16 protein-coding genes are annotated in these 19,138 nt (G+C 36.6%); 6 read left to right on the top strand and 10 right to left on the bottom strand.

From position 1 onward, the window contains the following. Positions 1-53: 53 nt before the first annotated feature. The 4 genes from GHC26_RS05280 to GHC26_RS05295 all read right to left on the bottom strand — a co-directional run bounded on the left by GHC26_RS05280 (position 54) and on the right by GHC26_RS05295 (position 6,049). Entirely contained in the window at positions 54-959 is a 906-nt protein-coding gene (locus GHC26_RS05280) for a hydroxymethylglutaryl-CoA lyase (RefSeq protein ID WP_163970229.1), read from the bottom strand. Positions 960-1,431: 472 nt separating this feature from the next. Next, positions 1,432-2,091 carry a DUF3889 domain-containing protein gene (locus tag GHC26_RS05285; protein WP_163970230.1) on the bottom strand — a complete coding sequence of 220 codons (660 nt, stop codon included), beginning with the start codon at positions 2,089-2,091 and terminating at the stop codon, positions 1,432-1,434. 477 nt (positions 2,092-2,568) lie between these two features. Further along, positions 2,569-4,173 carry a glutathione ABC transporter substrate-binding protein gene (locus tag GHC26_RS05290; protein ID WP_163970231.1) on the bottom strand — a complete coding sequence of 535 codons (1,605 nt, stop codon included), beginning with the start codon at positions 4,171-4,173 and terminating at the stop codon, positions 2,569-2,571. A 256-nt stretch (positions 4,174-4,429) separates the two neighbouring features. Then, a complete protein-coding gene (locus GHC26_RS05295) occupies positions 4,430-6,049 on the bottom strand; it encodes a glutathione ABC transporter substrate-binding protein (RefSeq protein WP_163970232.1) in 1,620 nt (539 codons plus the stop codon). A 293-nt stretch (positions 6,050-6,342) separates the two neighbouring features. Between GHC26_RS05295 and GHC26_RS05300 the strand changes: the two genes are divergently transcribed. Next, a complete protein-coding gene (locus GHC26_RS05300; RefSeq protein ID WP_163970233.1) occupies positions 6,343-6,732 on the top strand; it encodes a hypothetical protein in 390 nt (129 codons plus the stop codon). A gap of 98 nt (positions 6,733-6,830) precedes the next feature. Here the strand turns inward: GHC26_RS05300 and GHC26_RS05305 are convergent, their stop codons facing one another. Further along, positions 6,831-7,112 (bottom strand): VOC family protein, encoded by a 282-nt coding sequence (locus tag GHC26_RS05305; RefSeq protein WP_163970234.1) that lies wholly within the window; start codon positions 7,110-7,112, stop codon positions 6,831-6,833. A gap of 406 nt (positions 7,113-7,518) precedes the next feature. Here GHC26_RS05305 and GHC26_RS05310 point away from each other — a divergent pair, with 406 nt between their 5' ends. The 4 genes from GHC26_RS05310 (at position 7,519) to GHC26_RS05325 (ending at position 12,175) form a co-directional block, all read left to right on the top strand. Then, the gene (locus GHC26_RS05310; protein WP_163970235.1) at positions 7,519-8,991 is read left to right on the top strand and encodes an aldehyde dehydrogenase family protein; all 1,473 of its coding nucleotides are present in this window, start codon (positions 7,519-7,521) and stop codon (positions 8,989-8,991) included. Positions 8,992-9,004: 13 nt separating this feature from the next. Continuing rightward, positions 9,005-9,166 carry a hypothetical protein gene (locus tag GHC26_RS05315; protein ID WP_163970236.1) on the top strand — a complete coding sequence of 54 codons (162 nt, stop codon included), beginning with the start codon at positions 9,005-9,007 and terminating at the stop codon, positions 9,164-9,166. A gap of 431 nt (positions 9,167-9,597) precedes the next feature. After that, positions 9,598-10,818: a lysophospholipid acyltransferase family protein gene (locus GHC26_RS05320; protein WP_163970237.1), complete on the top strand. Its 1,221-nt coding sequence runs from the start codon at positions 9,598-9,600 to the stop codon at positions 10,816-10,818. Next, positions 10,811-12,175, top strand: coding sequence for a sodium/glutamate symporter family protein (locus GHC26_RS05325; protein WP_163970238.1), 1,365 nt, complete (start codon positions 10,811-10,813; stop codon positions 12,173-12,175). The genes GHC26_RS05320 and GHC26_RS05325 overlap by 8 nt, the downstream gene beginning before the upstream one ends. A 630-nt stretch (positions 12,176-12,805) precedes the next feature. Here the strand turns inward: GHC26_RS05325 and GHC26_RS05330 are convergent. Continuing rightward, positions 12,806-13,129 (bottom strand): DUF4870 domain-containing protein, encoded by a 324-nt coding sequence (locus tag GHC26_RS05330; RefSeq protein ID WP_163970239.1) that lies wholly within the window; start codon positions 13,127-13,129, stop codon positions 12,806-12,808. Between the two features lie 177 nt (positions 13,130-13,306). Here GHC26_RS05330 and GHC26_RS05335 point away from each other — a divergent pair, with 177 nt between their 5' ends. Next, a complete protein-coding gene (locus tag GHC26_RS05335; protein ID WP_163970240.1) occupies positions 13,307-14,794 on the top strand; it encodes a BCCT family transporter in 1,488 nt (495 codons plus the stop codon). A gap of 61 nt (positions 14,795-14,855) precedes the next feature. Here GHC26_RS05335 and GHC26_RS05340 read toward each other — a convergent pair whose 3' ends face one another. From GHC26_RS05340 to GHC26_RS05355, 4 genes are all read right to left on the bottom strand, one after another. Further along, entirely contained in the window at positions 14,856-15,659 is an 804-nt protein-coding gene (locus GHC26_RS05340) for a P-loop NTPase family protein (protein ID WP_163970241.1), read from the bottom strand. Between the two features lie 20 nt (positions 15,660-15,679). Further along, positions 15,680-16,891, bottom strand: coding sequence for a CaiB/BaiF CoA transferase family protein (locus GHC26_RS05345; RefSeq protein ID WP_163970242.1), 1,212 nt, complete (start codon positions 16,889-16,891; stop codon positions 15,680-15,682). A 1-nt stretch (position 16,892) separates the two neighbouring features. Further along, positions 16,893-17,690, bottom strand: a complete 798-nt coding sequence (locus GHC26_RS05350) for an enoyl-CoA hydratase/isomerase family protein (protein WP_163970243.1) — start codon at positions 17,688-17,690, stop codon at positions 16,893-16,895. Between the two features lie 734 nt (positions 17,691-18,424). Beyond that, positions 18,425-19,069 (bottom strand): GntR family transcriptional regulator, encoded by a 645-nt coding sequence (locus GHC26_RS05355; RefSeq protein WP_163970244.1) that lies wholly within the window; start codon positions 19,067-19,069, stop codon positions 18,425-18,427. Positions 19,070-19,138: the final 69 nt, after the last annotated feature.

Here is a 19,138-nt window from a genome sequence, read left to right on the forward strand (position 1 = left end):
AGGGAACTCGTCAAGAAAAGGATTGTACATTGTGTGGATAATAGAAGAGACTCCTATTCTTGTGCTGCATAATAGGTAAGCGATTTACTTGGTAAGGCTTTCCCTAGCTTTTCTTGCATATAGAAGGCACTCTGTTGAATTTTTCTCTCTTGTATACCAGTTTTTATTCCCATCCCATGCATTAAATATAATACATCATTTGTTGCCACATTTCCCGCTGCACCTGGTGCATATGGACAACCACCTAGTCCTCCTACTGAACTATCAAAACGCGTAATACCATACTTCATCGATGTCATAATATTGGCGATTGCCATCCCCCTTGTATCATGATAATGCATTATAATTTTCTCCTTTGGATAACGCTTTAAAATTTCTTCTAGCAATTGTTCTACTTGAGAAGGCACCGCAGTCCCAATTGTATCGCCTAAGGAAATATCATCAACACCCGCCTCTAGTAAAGTATCACATACATAGATCACTTGAGATGGAGAAATATTTCCTTCATACGGACAATCAAACACAGTAGAAACATACCCAGTTACATGCTTATTTGCATTTTTCGCCTCTGATATAACTCCTCGTAAAACTGGAAAGGTATCGGCAATAGTTTTGTTGATATTTTTCTTGTTGTGTGTTTCACTTGCAGACATAAAAACTGACGCAGCATCTATACCTGCTTCTAAAGCTAATTCCAGTCCTTTTTGATTTGGCACAAGAGCAGAATAGCGAACCTGTGGATTTCGTTTAATTCGTTTTCCTACTTCATATGCATCTGATAATTGCGGCACCCATTTCGGATGAACGAAAGAAGAATATTCAATTTCCTTTACCCCAGAGTCTGAAAGCATATTAATAAATCGTACCTTATCTTCAGTGGAAACCTGTCTCTTTTCATTTTGCAAGCCATCTCTCGGTCCAACCTCTTTCAACTGAACAAAATTTGGCCAACGTCCCATTTCCCTACCCCCTTTGGTGGACTTGTTATGACATAACAAGTTTTTTTCACTTTCCATACCTAAATTAATGCATAGTACATCTTATTCAATTGTGTTTCTAATTATTCAACAATGTTGAATATAGTATATAATAAATATTCCGAAAACGTCAATATTATTGGTTTGGACAAAAGTGGTGAGGCCTTGAACACCCTCGACAAGCATAAGACGAGCCATAATGTGCGCATTTTATGACCTTGATGAGAAATGACTTATGACCTCGAGGGGGAGGTGCTGGACGTGGAAAACTCGTGTATCCTTATGTCTATCGGCACTAGGACATCCTATCTGTCTTACTGGCTAAAACCGTCACGTCAATCACAACAACAGTACTAGGACTCCTGTCTGTCGGAGCAGAATGTATCCTTTACTGAAAGTGAGCGTTACAAAAAAAGTCACCTGCCAAAATGGTCAGGTGGATAGAACCCTTTCGTCATTCTGTCATTTCTTTGAGATCAAACGAAATGACACGATCTGTATTTGGGTTATAAATAACATTCCCTCGTACTTTTATCGTTTCTTGTTGTGATTGTAGAATATAATCAAATGTTTCTTTTGTTTGGTCGGCAGAAATTGATGTTTTATCGATAGCGTTATAATCCGTTACACTGTAATTAGGATAAGCAGATTGAACAATCTCTAATAAATATTTCCCCCATTTCTCTTTTTCTAGTTCTAAATGTGGTGTGATTTCCACATCCATAACACCGATATTCGGGTCTGCTCCAAGCGCAATAAAAGCTCTCCGATGAAGATTTATCCTATTTGCAGGATAGCCAGGTACTTTATCTACTACCGTGATAATAATCTCTCTACCAGGCATGGATAAGTTTCTAACTTTTAGGTTTTGTCCACATTGGTATGGTGCATTGTCACCAACTGCAGCGGTCATATATTCATTTGTAGACCAGGGTATATTACATTGTGTGACACGTCCTCCCTCAGTCCATGTCGCCTGTCCTTCGATATTTTGTTGTCTTGTTACGAATGGATAAACACTAGCTTCTTGGTAAGTTGGAAAAGGTACTTGTGGGGCGACTGGATAAGGATAATATGGATATGTGGTTCCTACAAAAGGTGTATAATAGTACATTTCGTTACCTCCTATGATCATCATCCTAAATCATTAATAGCCTATGCCATTATACGGTTGACTTGTGACGTATAACCTACTTAAATTTCCATAGTCTCGGAAAAACTAGAGCGAAAAATAAAAGATGGACTTGCCTTTGAAGCCTAAAGCGATATATGACACTCGCTCCTACCTTATTATATTTTCCAGCTAATTCGATGGACTCTTGATTTCCTAACTTTTAGAAAAACTTGCATTCTCTCGTCCTTTAGCGAATGTGTTTAGTTTTTCTTATACTTAGGACATTAAAATTTTAGCAACGCCCGGGTCTTCTTCTTAGCTAAAATTTTATACTTTCCCTAACGTGTTAGAAAACTTGGCATTCACCAGATCTTTATTGGTGAATGCCTTAGTTGCACTTATGCAGTAGGAAAGTTTTTATACTTTCCTAACTGCCAAAAAAATTGCCTCCTTGAAACCAAGGAGACAACGTTTGAGCTATTCTTCAATATACACTTCTTTTAGCTGTAGCATTTTGGTTGGTAATTGGGATAATCCTTTTACTTCATCCCGTACACCTAATAAATATTCTTTATGAAGTAAGTAAATGAGTGGTGCAAGATCAACTAATTTTTCTTGAACTTCACTATACAATTCTAATCGCTCTTCTTCATTTGTAGCTTTACGTGCCTCATTTAATAACGCATCAATTTCATCATTTCGAATAAACGAGTTATTTCCAGATGAACCAACATTTTTTGAATTAAATAGAGGCTGTAATCCTTGATCTCCATCACCTGTTGAGTTCGACCAACCTAAAATGAACATATCATGTTGCGCATTATCGATTTCATCTAAGTACGCACCCCATTCAAGTATTTCAATGTCAATATCTAACCCAATTTCAGAAAGCTGTGATTGGACATTTGTTGCGATATCAATACGCTCACGATCATCATTTGTCCAGATCGTTGCAGAGAAGCCATCTTCAAAGCCTGCTTCTGCCAATAATTCTTTTGCACCTTCAGGGTCGTATTCAATCCCAGAAATAGTTTCATCATACCCAAATACACTTGGTGCCAATGGTCCCTTAGCAGGAATTCCTACACCATTGTATATTCCTTCTAAAATTTGTTCTTTATCAATTGCCATAGAGATAGCCTGACGTACCCGTTGGTCATCAAATGGTTCTTTTTCAAAGTTAAATCCCATATAATCAATACCTGTACTTCCTTGCTTTGTGACAGACAAGCCTTCCATCGCCTCTACTTGTTCAATATCGGCGGGACTTAACGGATTGGAGATATGAGATTCACCTGTTTCTAATTCTGCAATACGTGTTAAATCCTCTGGCACCACTTTAAATGTTACAGAATCTAAGAATGCAGGCTCACCCCAGTAGTCTTCATTCTTTACTAATTTCACATATTGCCCTGGCTGCCACTCTTCAAATTGAAAATAACTTGTCCCTACAGGATGATTGTTAACAGCACTACCTGGATCTTCCCCTTCTTCCATTGCTGCATAATCTTCTTCGATTAATTTCGGTGAAACCATTCCACCAGCGTTATGTGCTAGATGTGCAGGTAATGCCGCAAAAGGGTATTCCATGATAAATTGGACCGTATAGTCATCTACTACCTTAATATCGGTTACCATTTCAAATAACTGCGAATTTGGAGAAGCTACTTTCGGATCTAAAATCCGTTCGATATTCATTTTTACTACTTCTGCATTAAATTCGGATCCATCATGAAAGGTAACTCCTTCTCTTAGTTTAAATTCCCAAGTTGTATCATCTATCGCTTCCCAACTCTCAGCCAACCCTGGCTGTGGTTCCATATTATCGTTTTGCTCTACCAATGTTTCATAGATATTGTATTGAACATTATAAGAAGGAACATCACTGGCACCAGCAGGGTCTAGGGTGACAGCATCAGAGACAGTTGCAATGGTTAAGGTTCCTCCTTTATCCTCTGTTTCACTGGAATTATCAGCTGTAGATGAAGATTCTTCATCTGGTTCACTTGCACATGCGACAAGTAAAAAACTTAGCGAAATTGTAAAAAACGCTAATAAAAGAAAATTTTTAGATAATTTCATTTAAGCAACCTCCAACTATTTTAATATGATAAAGACAAACTCATTCAGTGGGGGTTTTTTTTCATCCCCCACTAAATGTTAGTTGAACTTATCTCACTTTTACTGGCAGTTATCCCCCACTTATACTTCTTTGTTTCTCGAAGTCTTGAAGTGGGGGTCTTACTTCCAGTTAACACGTGATAAAGTGTACCATAAAATGAAGGCTGTCTCTACACTTTTTTAAGAGATTAAGAGACAGCCTTCCAATACTAGAAAATTATTGCTCTAAGTAAACATCTTTTAATTCAAAACGTTTTGTTGGCAATTGAGATAAACCTTTTACTTCATCCCGTACACCTGTTAAATATTCTTGGTGAAGAATATAATTTAATGGCGCAAGATCAATCAATTTTTCTTGTACTTCACTATATAATTCTAATCGTTTTTCTTCATCGGTTTCTCTGCGTGCATCTTCTAGTAACTGGTCAAGCTCATCATTTTCTGTAAATGATAGGTTTCCTGGTGGTCCTACATTACTAGAGTGGAACATTGGATATAGACCAAAGTCGGCATCCCCTGTAGAGTTTGACCAACCAACAATATACATATCCTGTTCACCATTCATGACTTTATCTAAGTAAGCACCCCACTCTAATACTTCCACTTCTACTTCTATACCAACTTCTGCAAGCTGTTGTTGGACATTTGTTGCAATATCGATACGCTCACGATTATCATTTGTCCAAATTGTAGTGGAAAAGCCATCCTCAAAACCGGCTTCTGCTAACAATTCTTTCGCTTTCTCTGGATCATATTCTAAACCTTCAATACTATCATCATAACCAACTACACTTGGTGCTAGTGGACCATGTGCTGGAATACCCACACCATTATAAATACCCTCTAAAATTTGTTCTTTATCAATTGCGTGTGTAATCGCTTGACGTACTAGCTTATCATCATATGGTTCTTTACTCATATTAAATCCGAGGTAGTCAATACCTGTACTTGTTTGACGATTTACCCATAATCCATCTGTTCCCTCTATTTGTGCTAAATCGGAAGGACTTAATGGACTAGAGACATGTGTTGATCCTGTTTCAAGTTCAGCTATACGGGTTAAATCTTCTGGTACAACTTTGAATGTAACCGAATCTAGTAAAGCTGGCTCATCCCAATAATCTTCATTTTTTACTAGACGTATTTCTTGACCTGGTGTCCATTCATCAAATTTAAAATATCCAGTACCAATAGGGTTCTCGTTGACAACACTTCCTGGATCTTCCCCATTTTCCATTGCAGCATAATCTTCTTCAATCACATTTGGAGAAATCATTTGACCGATACCATGTGCTAAGTTAGATGTTAGCGATGGAAATGGGTATTCTGTTATGAGCTCCAACGTATAATCATCAACTACATTCACTTCCGTAATCATTTCAAATAAGTGTGAGTTTGGAGAAGCAACATCTGGATCTTGAATACGTTCAATATTCATTTTGGCTACTTCAGCATTAAATTCAGCTCCATCATGGAATGTTACCCCTTCTTGAAGCTTGAATTCCCATGTTGTGTCATCTACCATTTCCCAGCTTTCCGCAAGTCCTGGTTGATCTTCCATCTCACCATCTTTTGTGACTAAGGTTTCAAAGATATTATATTGAACATCAAATGAGGGAACGTCATTTGCACCAGCAGGGTCTAATGTAACAGCATCCGAATTTTTGGCAATGACCAAATCTCCACCAGCTGATTCTTCACCACCGCTATCATTACTACTATCATCACCACCCGATGATGATGTTTCCTCATCTGGTTCGCTGGCACATGCCACAAGTACTAAACTTAATACTACTGTTACAACTAAAAATAAGATAGAACTTTTTGTAAATTTCACCTAAATAACCTCCCTTTTCTTTTGTTTGATGTTAAATATCGAAATTTGGTGAAAAGATTATTAATACTATAAATCATAATAAATTTAATTGCAATAACTTTTGTAAAATTTTTAAAATGTATCCGTTTTCAATTTAAAATAAATAAATTCCACTACAAACTGATAAGAAAACCCCCCTACAAAACTTCTAAATTAAACCCATGAAAAAAGCACTCCTGTCACTGATTCACCGTCATATTTTTTCGATGTACACATAGATATGAACTAACGATATAAAACTGGGGGCGTTCAGGATGGCCGACGCTGTTACGATTACAGAGAAGGATATTGAACGGTATTACGAATTAAACAAGCTGCAAAAAGAAGTCAAACAAGAAATGAATGTATTAAAGAAAAAGTTTAATGAATTTCTTGATGACACAGTCGGAAAAGATCAAAAAGGAGAAATTGAGCGTGGTAACCTTAAAGTACAACGGCAAATTCGCTCATCTACTACCTACAAGGACAAGCCAACGGTAGAAAAACTAGAGGGATTAAACCTAAACGAATTTATTGTTGTAGAAAAACGGCCAGACACAGATAAACTAGAATCAGCCATAAAATTAGGTTTTGTAGAAGAGGGTGCATTTGAGGACTGTAAACAAACAAAAGTCACAAAAGCAATTGTTGTGAAGGAAGTGTAAATGTTAAGAAGAGAGGCTATGTAGCAGAGCATGGCCTTTACTCTTGTTATTCGTTAATGGTATATAAATTTTCAACTCAAGTGTAAGAGACACTCCCATTATTTTTTGTATAAATAACTATAATAACGGAATTGTATGACGTTGTTAGTGGGATCAAGCAAGAAATATGTCATATGCTCCTCACCTGTTCCTTCAAGATGAATCATTGGTTTTTTAAAAAATAATACCTCATGTTGTACTGCCAATTTCAAGGTTTCCTTATATGCTTCTATTTCCAAAAATGTAATACCAAAATGACCTGGACACATTGTTGGATGTTGATCCATCATTTTTGGACTTACATAACATCCTAATTCATGTCCAAAAAAGTCAATTAGCATATATTTATCCGTCTTTTTAATAGGCAAACACCCTAATTTTTCATAAAAAGCGTAGGGCTTCATCTAAATCTCTACATGGGATGGTCGTATGCATGACATTATCCATTTACTTCTCCCCTTCCACTAGAGTAAATCACCCAAACTTAGAAAAACTCGCATTCGCTCGTCCTTTAGCGAATGTGTTAGTTTTTCTTATACTTGGGACATTAAAATTTTAGCAACGTTGAGTCTTCTTCTTAGCTAAAATTTTATACTTTCCTAACGTGCAAAAAAAAAATTACTCCATACTATGCTTCACCTTTATGAATCATGTGCCCAATACTCCCCTTTTTTAATGCCTCCTGCTCTGGTAAAAGTTTTCTTTTTGGAAATGATAAGCAATGACTATCAATAGGGAGTGAAGCACATGAAACCATATGAAGATTTAACCAAAAATTATATTGCAGGCATATGGCGGGATGGAAATGGACAAACCACACATGAAAATAGGAACCCTTATCATAATGAGGTCATTGGGGAGGTTAAATCTGCAAGTAAAGAAGATATAGATGAAGCCTATCAATCAGCAAAAAAGGCGCAAGTAGAATGGGAAAAACGAAATCCATTTGAACGTGCTTCGGTTATGGAAAAGGCCGTACACATATTAGAAAGTAGACGTGAGGAATTTATTCAACATCTAATACAAGACAGTGGCTCTTCCTACATTAAAGCAAATGTCGAGATGGACTTTGTCATTGCCATTACACGGGAAGCTGCTTCTTTTCCATTACGAATGCATGGTGAAATCGTACCTTCACTAATTGCGGGAAAGGAAAATCGTATCTATCGAAAACCAATCGGTGTCGTGGGAGTTATTGGGCCATTTAATTTTCCAATGTATCTTGCAATGCGCTCAGTTGCTCCTGCTATTGCCACTGGTAATGGCGTTGTGGTAAAACCTGACAAACAAACACCGATTACTGGTGGTATTCTAATTGCAAAAGCATTTGAAGAAGCTGGTGTTCCAAAAGGATTATTAAATATCATTCATCCTGCTGTAAAAGAAGTAGGAGATGCTGTCATTGAGCACCCAATCCCAAGATTAATTTCCTTTACAGGGTCCACCCCTGTTGGTCGTCACATTGGCGAACTTTGTGGGAAACATATTAAAAAGTCCATACTCGAACTAGGTGGTAATAATGCTTTACTCGTATTAGAAGATGCTGATATTGAACGTGCTGTGAACTCTGCGTTGTTTGGTAAATTTATGCATAATGGACAAATATGTATGGCAATTAACCGTATCATCGTTCATCAAAGTAAATTTGACGAATTTGTAGATTTGTTTGTGAAAAAAGCAAAAACCATCAAGGTAGGCGATCCACAAGACAAAGATACCTTAATTGGACCACTAATTAATAAGGGAGCGATTGAACGAATTCTGCGTGATATAGAAAAAGCGCAAGAGCAAGGTGCTAATGTTGTGCTAGAAGGAAAAGTCGAGGGAAATGTGATGCATCCGTATATTTTAACAGGTACGAACGATGTCGCTACAGCTAAAAATGAAATGTTTGGTCCAGTTGCTACTGTTATATCAGCAGACAGTGATGAAGAAGCTATCGATATTGCAAATGACACACAGTATGGGCTTAGCGGTGCAGTTCATGCTGGATCACCTGAAAGAGGTGTGAAAGTAGCAAAACAGATTGTTACTGGTATGGTCCATGTGAATGACCAAAGTGTTAATGACGAACCACTAATCGCATTTGGTGGTGAAAAAGATTCTGGATTAGGACGATTCGGTGGTGAACGCTCCCTAGAAGAATTCACAACTATGCAATGGATATCTATCCAATCAGAAGAACGTGAAAGTCCTTATCATGCAAATTATCTAGACTAAGGAGGAAAATTATATGGGCAAACGAAACAAACAAAAAGAAGAGAATACCGTAGCACCAGGAATAGATCCAGACGAATCATATGGCGAAAAAGCTTCTAAATCCGATATAAAAAAAGATGAAACAACTACTGTTACAAGGCTTACTTATGATGAATATGATCCGAGCGAAAAATAGATAGACAAAGCTGTCAGAAAACCTACTGAAAAAAGATGACATCCATTCACTTTAAATGGAATGTCGTCTTTTTATTTATTTTGTATAAATGTTTTCCATTTGCATCCTGTTTAATAAAGATTGTTGACCAACGTTTATCTTTCGTAATCTAAAAAATTATTCAATCTATTTTATGTTTTTTTTGTTCTATCCATTCCATTCTATGATAAAATATGAATTGTTTTGGTTATAGCTATTTTATAAAAGAATGTCGGATTATTCTGCTGGAACGAATCAAAGCACCCAACCATCATTGAAGAGAAAAAGCAATTGTCTAGAGTGTAAATTAATGCAGTTGTTACGTCGCATTTTATATCAACTCCGAAGACAAGAAAAAACACAAAGTATGCGAAAATAGCCTTGGTTATAACAACTACTAGGAAGTGATACAAATGAGCCTTGAAAAAAAGCCTACTAAATGGATAGAAAATATACTTCGATTTTGCCTTAAAATTATAATTAGTAGGCGAACAAAAATCGTCGTCGAACAAAATGATACATTAAATATGGAAGGTCCTTATTTTATCCTCTCAAACCATGTTAACAATTGGGATCCTTTTTTTATTAATCTATTTGTGAAGGAACCGATTAGTTATATTACAGGTGAACCTTTATTTCGTAATCCATTATTAAAAAGAATTTTAAATTATATTGGAGCAATTCCTAAAACAAAGTATATCAATGATACACGAACCATTCGAAGTATTATAAAGGCTAAAAAACATAATCGCATTATCGGAATTTTTCCAGAGGGGAACCGAAACTGGGATGGAAATACTGAGTCTTTTCCCGCTACTACAGCAAAATTAATCAAACGTCTTGAGATACCTGTAGTGATTGTAACAATTAAAGGAGGGCACTTGTCACATCCGAGATGGGCAAAGAATAATCGGAAAGGAACGATTTATCTATCAATGGTTAAGCTTTTTGATAAAGAAGACTTAAGTGACATTTCCCCCAATGCCATTCATCGTGAAGTTTCTAACGCACTACATCACAATGAAAGCAAATGGCAAAAGGAAAAATTAATACCTTACAAAGGAAAAGAGCTGGCAAATTATCTAGAACGATTTCTCTTTGTTTGTCCACACTGCCACACGCCAGGTAAACTACAGTCCAACAATGACCTTTTTCAATGTCAACATTGTCTTTATACAGTAAGATACAATCCGTATGGGTATTTTGATAAAGTAAATCATGATGTCATCCATAGTACTACGAACGATTGGAATAGATGGCAACTTAAATTTATTACAGAAAACTTACAGAAACAACAAATAGATTGGAAGGAATTAATGCAAGATCATGTGAAATTATTTGTTTCGGAAAATGGACAACCTTTCTCCCTTCTATCAAATGGTCTATTAACTTGGGATTTAGCCACAAATAATCAGTTATCTTTCGTTGGGGATGATAAAGAAGACCACACATTTCCAATTGAGCAAATAGAAGGACTAAATATTCAACTACATCACCGACTTGATTTCTTTGTACAAGATAAATTGTATCGACTCCTTTTTTACCAACCTCGAACTTCGGCATACAAATGGTTAAACATCATTCAAGCTAAAATGGAGGTTGAGCAAAAGAAGAAGGAGGTATTTCATGAATGAATCGTGGTCATTTGTAATTGATTTTTTACTAATTTCCTTATTAATTGGCATTGCGACTGTATTAAAGGCACGAATACCATTTTTCAAAAAATGGATTGTTCCAACGTCGATGATTGCTGGTTTTTTAGGGCTTCTACTCGGCCCCGAATTCCTTGGATGGTTGAAGTTTGATATTGATATGCTAGGAGAACTTGTCTATCATTTAATGGGAATTGGATTTATCGCTTTATCGCTAAAAGAGCGTCAAGTTAATAGAAAGCCTGCTATGCTTAATTCAGGTATGATAATTGTTTCAACTTATTTAATACAAGGAATTATTGGATTTAGTTTCTTTTTATTTCTAGTTCACTTCTTTTATCCTCAATTCTTCCCTGGAATTGGGCTGCTTTTGCCATTAGGCTTTGGTCAGGGACCAGGACAGGCTTATTCCATTGGGACACAATGGGAGGAGCTAGGTGCTATTGGTGGTGGAAACATTGGGCTAACGATAGCAGGTATAGGATTTTTATGGGCAACTATTATAGGTATAATTGTCATGAATCTACTCATACGAAAGAAAAAGTTTACATTTCATCCGAAACAACAAACAGCTCATGAAGATATCGTAGAAACTTCCGCACCAGATGAAATCCCACTAGCAGATGCCATCGATAAACTCACGTATCAAGTTGCCTTAATAGGAATCATTTATTTTATTACGTATCTCACACTTCATGGTTTAGAAATAATCCTGACACCACTTGGAACATTTGGATCAACTTTAGCACAGTTATTAATAGGTTTTCATTTCATTATCGGTAGTATTTATGCAATGATTTTTCGAACCCTATTAAATAAACTAAAAAGAAGAGAATTTAAACTTGAACATGAACCAAATAATTTCTTATTACAACGAATTTCAGGGTTTGCCTTTGATTATATGATCACTGCATCCATTGCTGCGATTTCGATATACGCATTACAGGATTACCTCTTACCGATTATTGTTTTAACAAGCCTTGGTGGATTGGTAACCATTTTCTTTTTAGTTTGGGTTGTACCTCGTCTTTTTCCAACAGATACATTACCAAACACGTTAGGTTTTTTTGGGATGGCGACTGGTACGATATCCACTGGATTAGCGCTAGTAAAAGCAGTTGATCCAGAATTCCAATCCAATACAACAGATAATTTAGTTGTTGGTAGTGCAACAGCCATTATGTTTGGATTCCCACTGCTTTTATTATTAAACATTCCTATTGTAGGGTTTATTGAAAACAATCCAATGTTATATCTTTATACATTAGGTGGATTAATTCTTTACTTTTTCGTTTTAATGACCGTTTTGCATTTTCGTTCCAAAAAAATAAATGATTAAGCTGTTTTCTATAAGTTTGTTGTTTTTTCAAGTTTAAATCTATGCATAGTTGATGGATTATACGCAGTAGTTTTAGCTGAGTACCGCTACGGAAATACACTTCGCTTTCCGCGGGCGGCTGTTGAGCCTCCTCGTGCTACGCACTCCGGGGTCTCACCTATGCCTCTCTTCCAGCAGGAGTCTCCGTGTATTTCCTTCGCTAGCTCCTGTTCAATTTCTTATTAATATCATCATTGATGCTAATACGATATTGATTGGAGCGTAGGACAGTCGACTCCTGCAGGAAAAGCACGTGTCCAGACCTGAGCAGGAAGTGATCTTCTTCCGAGGAGGCTGAGGCCGTGCCTGCGGTAAAGAAGACACTGTGAAAACGTAAAGTTTGAACAGATGTCGCACTTATGCCCGTGGTGAAAGCGACTGTCTGGAGCGGAAATCAACCTCACTATTTTACTGCGCATTATATAGATTATGCGTCATTAAAAAACTAAGAATACGAAAAGTGCCAGTGCCAATGAATAAGCATAAATGACAAAAGCATTGTAACTAAACTATCACGTTCCATAAAAGAAAGGGAAGCATACGTTACATTTAAAAGTACGCTTCCCTTTTCTAATTGTCTTAAATAACTTTTTATTTAATAAACCGAATCACTAACGGAATTTGGTATCTCTCTCCACCATAAGCTTTGAACAATGCAATAAGTGTAAAAATAAATGCTAAAATCCCTACAACAAACAATAAGACAAAACCTATTAATACTAAAACAAGTATACCACTTACAATGGAATAAATTGTAAAGGAAATGAAGAAATTAAAGTATTCTTTTCCATGATAGTCCACAAAGTCTGATTGATCGCGTTTTAACAACCAGATAAGTAATGGCCCTAATATTGGAAAGAACAAACTTACTAAATAAATCAGCATGGCAAATAAGCGTTCATCATTGCTAGTCATATCAATGCCTCCCTTCTCTTTTTCTATCCTACCATATAGGATCATCTTAGAAAAAATTTATCAAAATGACATTTCATAAAAGCTTGTCATGTCCTTCATATTGACGACATAGAGTTACTTATAGAATGATTTGTACAAGCACCAATAGCGAAAACCGTTTGACAAGGAGATGTCATTTTGAAGAAACCAATTATTGACTCGCCATTATTTATTACATCTGTAGCCCTATTAGTGATCATATGTGGCAGTATATTTTTATATCCAACGGAAATTTATAATTTGTTTCATAACATCCATACACAGTTAACGGAAGTTGTCGGTATTTTTTATTTATGGATTGGTTTTTCATCCCTATTATTTTTAGGATGGGTCGCATTTAGTAAATATGGACAAATTAAACTTGGTAAAAAAGAGGAGAAGCCACCTTTTTCCACATTCAGTTGGATTGCCATGATTTTTTGTGCAGGTATTGGTTCTAGTGTTATTTACCTCGGGACGATTGAATGGGGGTATTATTATTTAGACCCCCCATTAGGACTTAATCCAGAAACACCAGCAGCAATTGAATGGAGTGCTGCATATGGGTTATTTCACTCTGGTCCAACAGCTTGGGCGATTTATTGTCTTCCAGCATTACCAATCGCTTATTTATATCATGTAAAGGGGAGTCCCATTCTAAAAATTAGTGAAGCATGTCGTCCTGTTTTAAAGCATCATAGTGATGGATTGATTGGAAAACTAATTGATTTATCGTTTATTATTGGATTATTAGGAGCTGCTGGGACATCACTTGGTATTAGTGTACCAATGATTGCAGCAGGAGTGGAACAAGTAACAGGGATTGAGCAAAACTTTTTCCTAGATATTACGATATTACTTATCTGTACTTCCGTTTTTGCGGTTAGTGTATACTCAGGGTTAGAAAAAGGGATTAAACGATTAAGTGATGTAAATATTTATTTAGCCGTATTTCTCTTACTATTTGTAGTGATTTTAGGTCCAACTATTTTTATTTTAGAAGTATCAACCAATAGTGTTGGGTTAATTTTAAACAATTTCCTACGGTTAAATACATGGATTGATCCCATAGCTCAATCTGGTTTCCCAGAAAAATGGACCTTATTTTATTGGGCATGGTGGATTGTTTATGCCCCATTTGTTGGATTGTTTATTGCCAAAATTTCTCGTGGTCGTACCATAAAACAAATGATTATTGGAACCATTACATTCGGATCACTCGGTTGTTGGTTATTTTTCTTTGTACTCGGGAATTATGGTCTATTTTTACAAGCGACCAATATGTTAGATGTAATGGCTATCATTCAAGTGGAGGGTGCTCATAAAGCGATTATTTCAATCTTAAATACGTTGCCATTTGGAAATATTGTTGTTGCATTGTTTATTCTTTTGGCCGTTATCTTTATGGCGACAACCTTTGATACATCTTCATATATGATCGCATCAGTCACACAACGGACAGTCGAAACAGAACCAGTACGCTGGAACCGTCTATTCTGGGCATTTGCACTTGCACTCCCTCCGATTGCTTTATTGTTTGTAGGGGGATTAACAACCTTGCAAACTGTAACGATTATGGTCGCAATACCATGTTGTGTCATCATGGTTCTATTGTTATTGTCATTTTTAAAGCTTGTTTCGGATTAAAGATATATTAATAAATGACAATCTCATTTTCTAACATGAGATTGTCATTTTAATTAATCCGTTAAACCAGTTTAACTAAATGTACATCAATTGAAAAAAGTTCTAATCCAAAATAACGCTGATAGGCTGTATTTATTTTCTTTTGGATCGCTTTTAGGCTATCCAACAAGTTAAGGTCATCTTGATCGTGATGAAGTTTCACAACCACTTTTACTGATGGGAGACCTTCTAATGTTACATGTACTTTTTCACAAGAGTGGACAGCTTCACTAGATTGACAGACACTTTTCGTGATTTTTTTAAAGACCTCGTCTGCTATGATTAATGAGTCCTTATGAAAATTAGGTCGTACGATAGTTGTCTCTCCAATTATTTCCTTTTTTGGTGAAAATATTTTAAACCCTCTTACAATTAGTCGCTTAAAAAAGCTTTGTTCCACTTGCATAACTGGAACTGGCATAACGTGACTTCCAGTTGTTTGCCGTGCAAATTTTGCTAGTTTTATTTCACTAGAATGACGAATATCTTCAATATGAATATAATGATGAATACTCCCAAGGTCTAACCGGGAGGCAATTAAATCTACCATATTAGTAGATGTGCCAATAACTAGTAATTTCGGTAAAGCATGTAAACCAATTATTTTTTTTACTTCATCAGCATGATCCTGATAGTGAAAGGTAGCACGTTTGATAGCCGTAATACTATTTTTTTCAAACTTAGCTGATCTCCCAGCAACTCGCTCCCCATTAATAATCAATAATCCATCATCGATAATTGCAGGAATTTGTTTATCATACGCAAGTGACAATGCACTTGTACTTTTTCCTGTACCACTGGGTCCAACTAATCCATAAATCTCCATCCCTCATACTCCTTCAGACATCATTTTTTCACCGATGAAACTTCCTGATCATTTCCAGTTACACCCTCCTGGATAAATTTCTGAATTTCATCATCCTGATAACCAATTTGTCTTAAAATAGCCTCACTATGTTCCCCCTGACTTGGCGGAGCATCCTTAACGGCACCAGGTGTCCTTGACAACTTTACAGGAACCCCTAATTGATGGAGAATTCCTAAAGAAGGATGCTCCATTTCTACTACCATTTCGCGTTCTTTTACATGTGGATCATGCAGGATATCAGAAAACTCATTGACAGGTCCACATGGTATTTTATAGCTTTCGAACAACTCCACCCATTCCTGTTTTGGCTTTGTTTCAAATACTTCATCTAACATCGGAATTAATTCATCTCGATTTTCGATTCGATCTGGGTTTGTTTGGAATTTTGGATCCTCTAATTCTTTCATACCCATTGCTTCTTTAAAATGTTCCCATAAACTATCATTTCCAACTGCTAATACAAAGTGACCATCAGAAGCACTAAACACTTGATAAGGGACAATATTTGGATGTGCACCACCTAATGGTTTTGGATTTTCGTGTGTCGCAAAATAATTTCCTGCAAGATATGTTTGCCATGATATCATTGTATCAAGTAAGGAAGCATCTACCCATTGACCCTTACCTGATCTTTCTCTTTCCCACAGAGAAGTTAAGACACCAATCGTCGCCCACATACCAGCACCAATATCAGCAATAGAATATCCTGCTTTGACTGGGGTGCCATTGGGTTCACCAGTTACAGACATTAATCCACCCATTCCTTGTGCTAACACATCATAACCAGGTTTATTCGCATAAGGACCACTTTGGCCAAATCCTGAAATCGACACAAGAATAATTCGCTGGTTTATTTTATTTAATTCGTCATAGCCAATACCTAATTTTTCTAGTGTACCTGGACGAAAATTTTCCACTACAACATCTGAATCTTTTACCAATTCACGAAAAATTTCCTTTCCCTTTTCCATTTTTAAGTTCAGCACAATACTCTTTTTATTACGATTCACACTTAAGTAATAGGCACTTTCCTCTTGAATAAATGGTGGCCCCCACTGTCTAGTATCATCACCAGTTGGACTTTCTACTTTAATGACTTCAGCACCTAAATCAGCTAAGGTCATGGTACAGTATGGTCCACTTAATATTCGTGTTAAATCAACTACCTTAATTCCTTCTAATGGCAACATATTATCTTCTCCTTTTAAAAGACGGTTTTCTTTTTTCTACAAACGAACGTACCCCTTCTGGAAAATCATATGGATCAACACTCGTGTCTACTCCTGTTTGCCAAGGAATAGAAACACTTGGCGAACTAAAAGCTGCTGATCGCTTGACCGCTAACAAAGATGCAGGGGACTGTTCCTTTATCCTTTCCGCAATTTTCAACGTATAGGGGATAAGTTCTTCTTTATCTGGAGCCATATAATTTAATAACCCTAAATTGACTGCTTCGTCTCCATGAATAATTCGACCAGTGTAAACAAGGTCTAATGTTCTACTTTTCCCAACAAAAGACATAATCCGGTTAACAAAAGCCTGGCTTAGTGTTATGCCAAGACGCCCAACCGGAATTCCCATCCTTGCATCAGGTGTCCCAATCCGAAGATCACATGCTAACGCTAGGACAAAACCAGCTCCCATTGCTGGACCATTAATCAATGCAATTGTAGGTAGCGGCAGTTTTTCAAAAGATGCAATAGCTTTTTCCATATCATCAAACGCACTATTTGCATCTTCAATGGATAATTGATCAAATTGCTTAATGTCAGAACCAGCTGTAAACTGGTCTTTTCCGCCTTTTAAAATGACGACGCGATTTTTAGGATTTTTAACAATCCGTTTACTGACATCGGCAAGTTCGCGCCACATACTATTGGTCATGGCATTTTTTAATCGTGGACGATGCATGGTAACAATCGCTATTCCCCCACTTTCCTGCAGGGTGATTTTTCCATCAGTATCAAACCGACTTATGGTTACTTTCATGTTATTTCCTCCATTCCAAACAGGAGATTTCTCAATCAATTTTAAATTGTCGACAATCGATTACATACCATTATATGTATAAAGTAGTTAAAATTCAACAACTTTTCAGAAATATGTTTCAAAAAACTTTTCCATTAGAAAAACCCGCATTCGCTCATCCTTAGCGAAGGTGTTAGTTTTTCTTATACTTGGGACATTAAAATTTTGCAACGTCGAGTCTACTTCTTAGCTAAAATTTTATACCTCCCTAACGTGGAACAAAAGCTAGAAGCGCCTTGATTACCCCCGATTAGAAAACTAGGCTTTTCGTCAAGTTCTTATGGCGAAAGCCTTAGTTGCACTTATGCAGTAAGAAAGTTTTTCTTATCTGCCAAGCATAAGCCAAGCCTCGACGTGGCGCTTTTTGCGCGTAATGTGGATTAACTTATGACCTCGAGGGGGTAGGCTCTGGCCGATGAAAACTCGGGCGTCCTTATGTCTATCGGCACTAGGACGTCAATCGCTCGGAGCTGGATGTGGCCTTTCCTATAAAAGGCAGTAATGAGTCCAACTTTTTATATTTTCTTATCTTTTAATAAAAGCTAAACACCTTAACAGCCTTAAAACGCCACATCCTTTGCGTCGAAGCAACATACGAACTGCGCCTAGCCAATCAAGTGGTTTTTATGCTTTCTTCCCCCATAATAAAAACCAACCATAAGGTGAGTATCCCTTACAGTTGGTTTAAGCAACCATTATATAATTCGTTGTATTACATCTTGGTTATGTTTTTCTAATAACGCGCTTGCCTTATCAAAATCATTTATAAGTAATAATTGGATAATTTCTTTATGATCTTCTAATGATTTTTCAATGTATTGTTCTTGTAAAAATGATATTCGCTGTAATGTAAGTAATGGTCTTCCCAACCGCCAGTACATATCACTAATAATGTTACTGCCACTCATTTCAATGATGCATTTATGGAGTTCCTGGTTTAAATACGTGTATTCAGTAATATCATCCTTTGCTAACTCCATCTTGTCTACAATATCATCCATTTTGTTTTGTACCTCATGTTTTACGCCATTCTGTTTGATCCGCTTCATCGCTAGACTTTCTAAAACCATTCGAACTTCACAAATATCATATATTTCTGCTTCTGAGTAGTCTTTTACAACAGCACCTTTACGAGGGATTCGTTCAATTAATCCTTCTGTTGCTAATAGGTATAACGATTCCCGAATAGGTGCTCGACTTGTACCAAATTCTTCTGCATATGCAGATTCAATAATTTTCTCACCAGGCTCCAACTTACCTGTAATAATTTCATGTGTGATTTTCTCCGCAATCTGGTTAGATAATGAGTTGTCAGGAAAAGTGTTTTTATTTTTCACCATTTATTTAATCACCCTATCTCCACTTCTAGGCCAACTTAATTGCCCTCATTATAGTATATCTCCCTAACA

Origin of the sequence: Oceanobacillus halotolerans (assembly GCF_010993955.1) — a bacterium.
GTDB lineage: Bacteria > Bacillota > Bacilli > Bacillales > Amphibacillaceae > Oceanibacillus_A > Oceanibacillus_A halotolerans.

What these genes read in the sequence shown, in the direction of transcription:
- GHC26_RS05310 (WP_163970235.1), top strand. Translation starts at nt 7,519, where the DNA reads ATGAAACCATATGAAGATTTAACCAAAAATTATATTGCAGGCATATGG.
- GHC26_RS05330 (WP_163970239.1), bottom strand. Translation starts at nt 13,129, where the DNA reads ATGACTAGCAATGATGAACGCTTATTTGCCATGCTGATTTATTTAGTA.
- GHC26_RS05355 (WP_163970244.1), bottom strand. Translation starts at nt 19,069, where the DNA reads ATGGTGAAAAATAAAAACACTTTTCCTGACAACTCATTATCTAACCAG.
- GHC26_RS05345 (WP_163970242.1), bottom strand. Translation starts at nt 16,891, where the DNA reads ATGTTGCCATTAGAAGGAATTAAGGTAGTTGATTTAACACGAATATTA.
- GHC26_RS05300 (WP_163970233.1), top strand. Translation starts at nt 6,343, where the DNA reads ATGGCCGACGCTGTTACGATTACAGAGAAGGATATTGAACGGTATTAC.
- GHC26_RS05315 (WP_163970236.1), top strand. Translation starts at nt 9,005, where the DNA reads ATGGGCAAACGAAACAAACAAAAAGAAGAGAATACCGTAGCACCAGGA.
- GHC26_RS05305 (WP_163970234.1), bottom strand. Translation starts at nt 7,112, where the DNA reads ATGCTAATTGACTTTTTTGGACATGAATTAGGATGTTATGTAAGTCCA.
- GHC26_RS05325 (WP_163970238.1), top strand. Translation starts at nt 10,811, where the DNA reads ATGAATGAATCGTGGTCATTTGTAATTGATTTTTTACTAATTTCCTTA.
- GHC26_RS05350 (WP_163970243.1), bottom strand. Translation starts at nt 17,690, where the DNA reads ATGAAAGTAACCATAAGTCGGTTTGATACTGATGGAAAAATCACCCTG.
- GHC26_RS05340 (WP_163970241.1), bottom strand. Translation starts at nt 15,659, where the DNA reads ATGGAGATTTATGGATTAGTTGGACCCAGTGGTACAGGAAAAAGTACA.
- GHC26_RS05285 (WP_163970230.1), bottom strand. Translation starts at nt 2,091, where the DNA reads ATGTACTATTATACACCTTTTGTAGGAACCACATATCCATATTATCCT.
- GHC26_RS05320 (WP_163970237.1), top strand. Translation starts at nt 9,598, where the DNA reads ATGAGCCTTGAAAAAAAGCCTACTAAATGGATAGAAAATATACTTCGA.
- GHC26_RS05280 (WP_163970229.1), bottom strand. Translation starts at nt 959, where the DNA reads ATGGGACGTTGGCCAAATTTTGTTCAGTTGAAAGAGGTTGGACCGAGA.
- GHC26_RS05290 (WP_163970231.1), bottom strand. Translation starts at nt 4,173, where the DNA reads ATGAAATTATCTAAAAATTTTCTTTTATTAGCGTTTTTTACAATTTCG.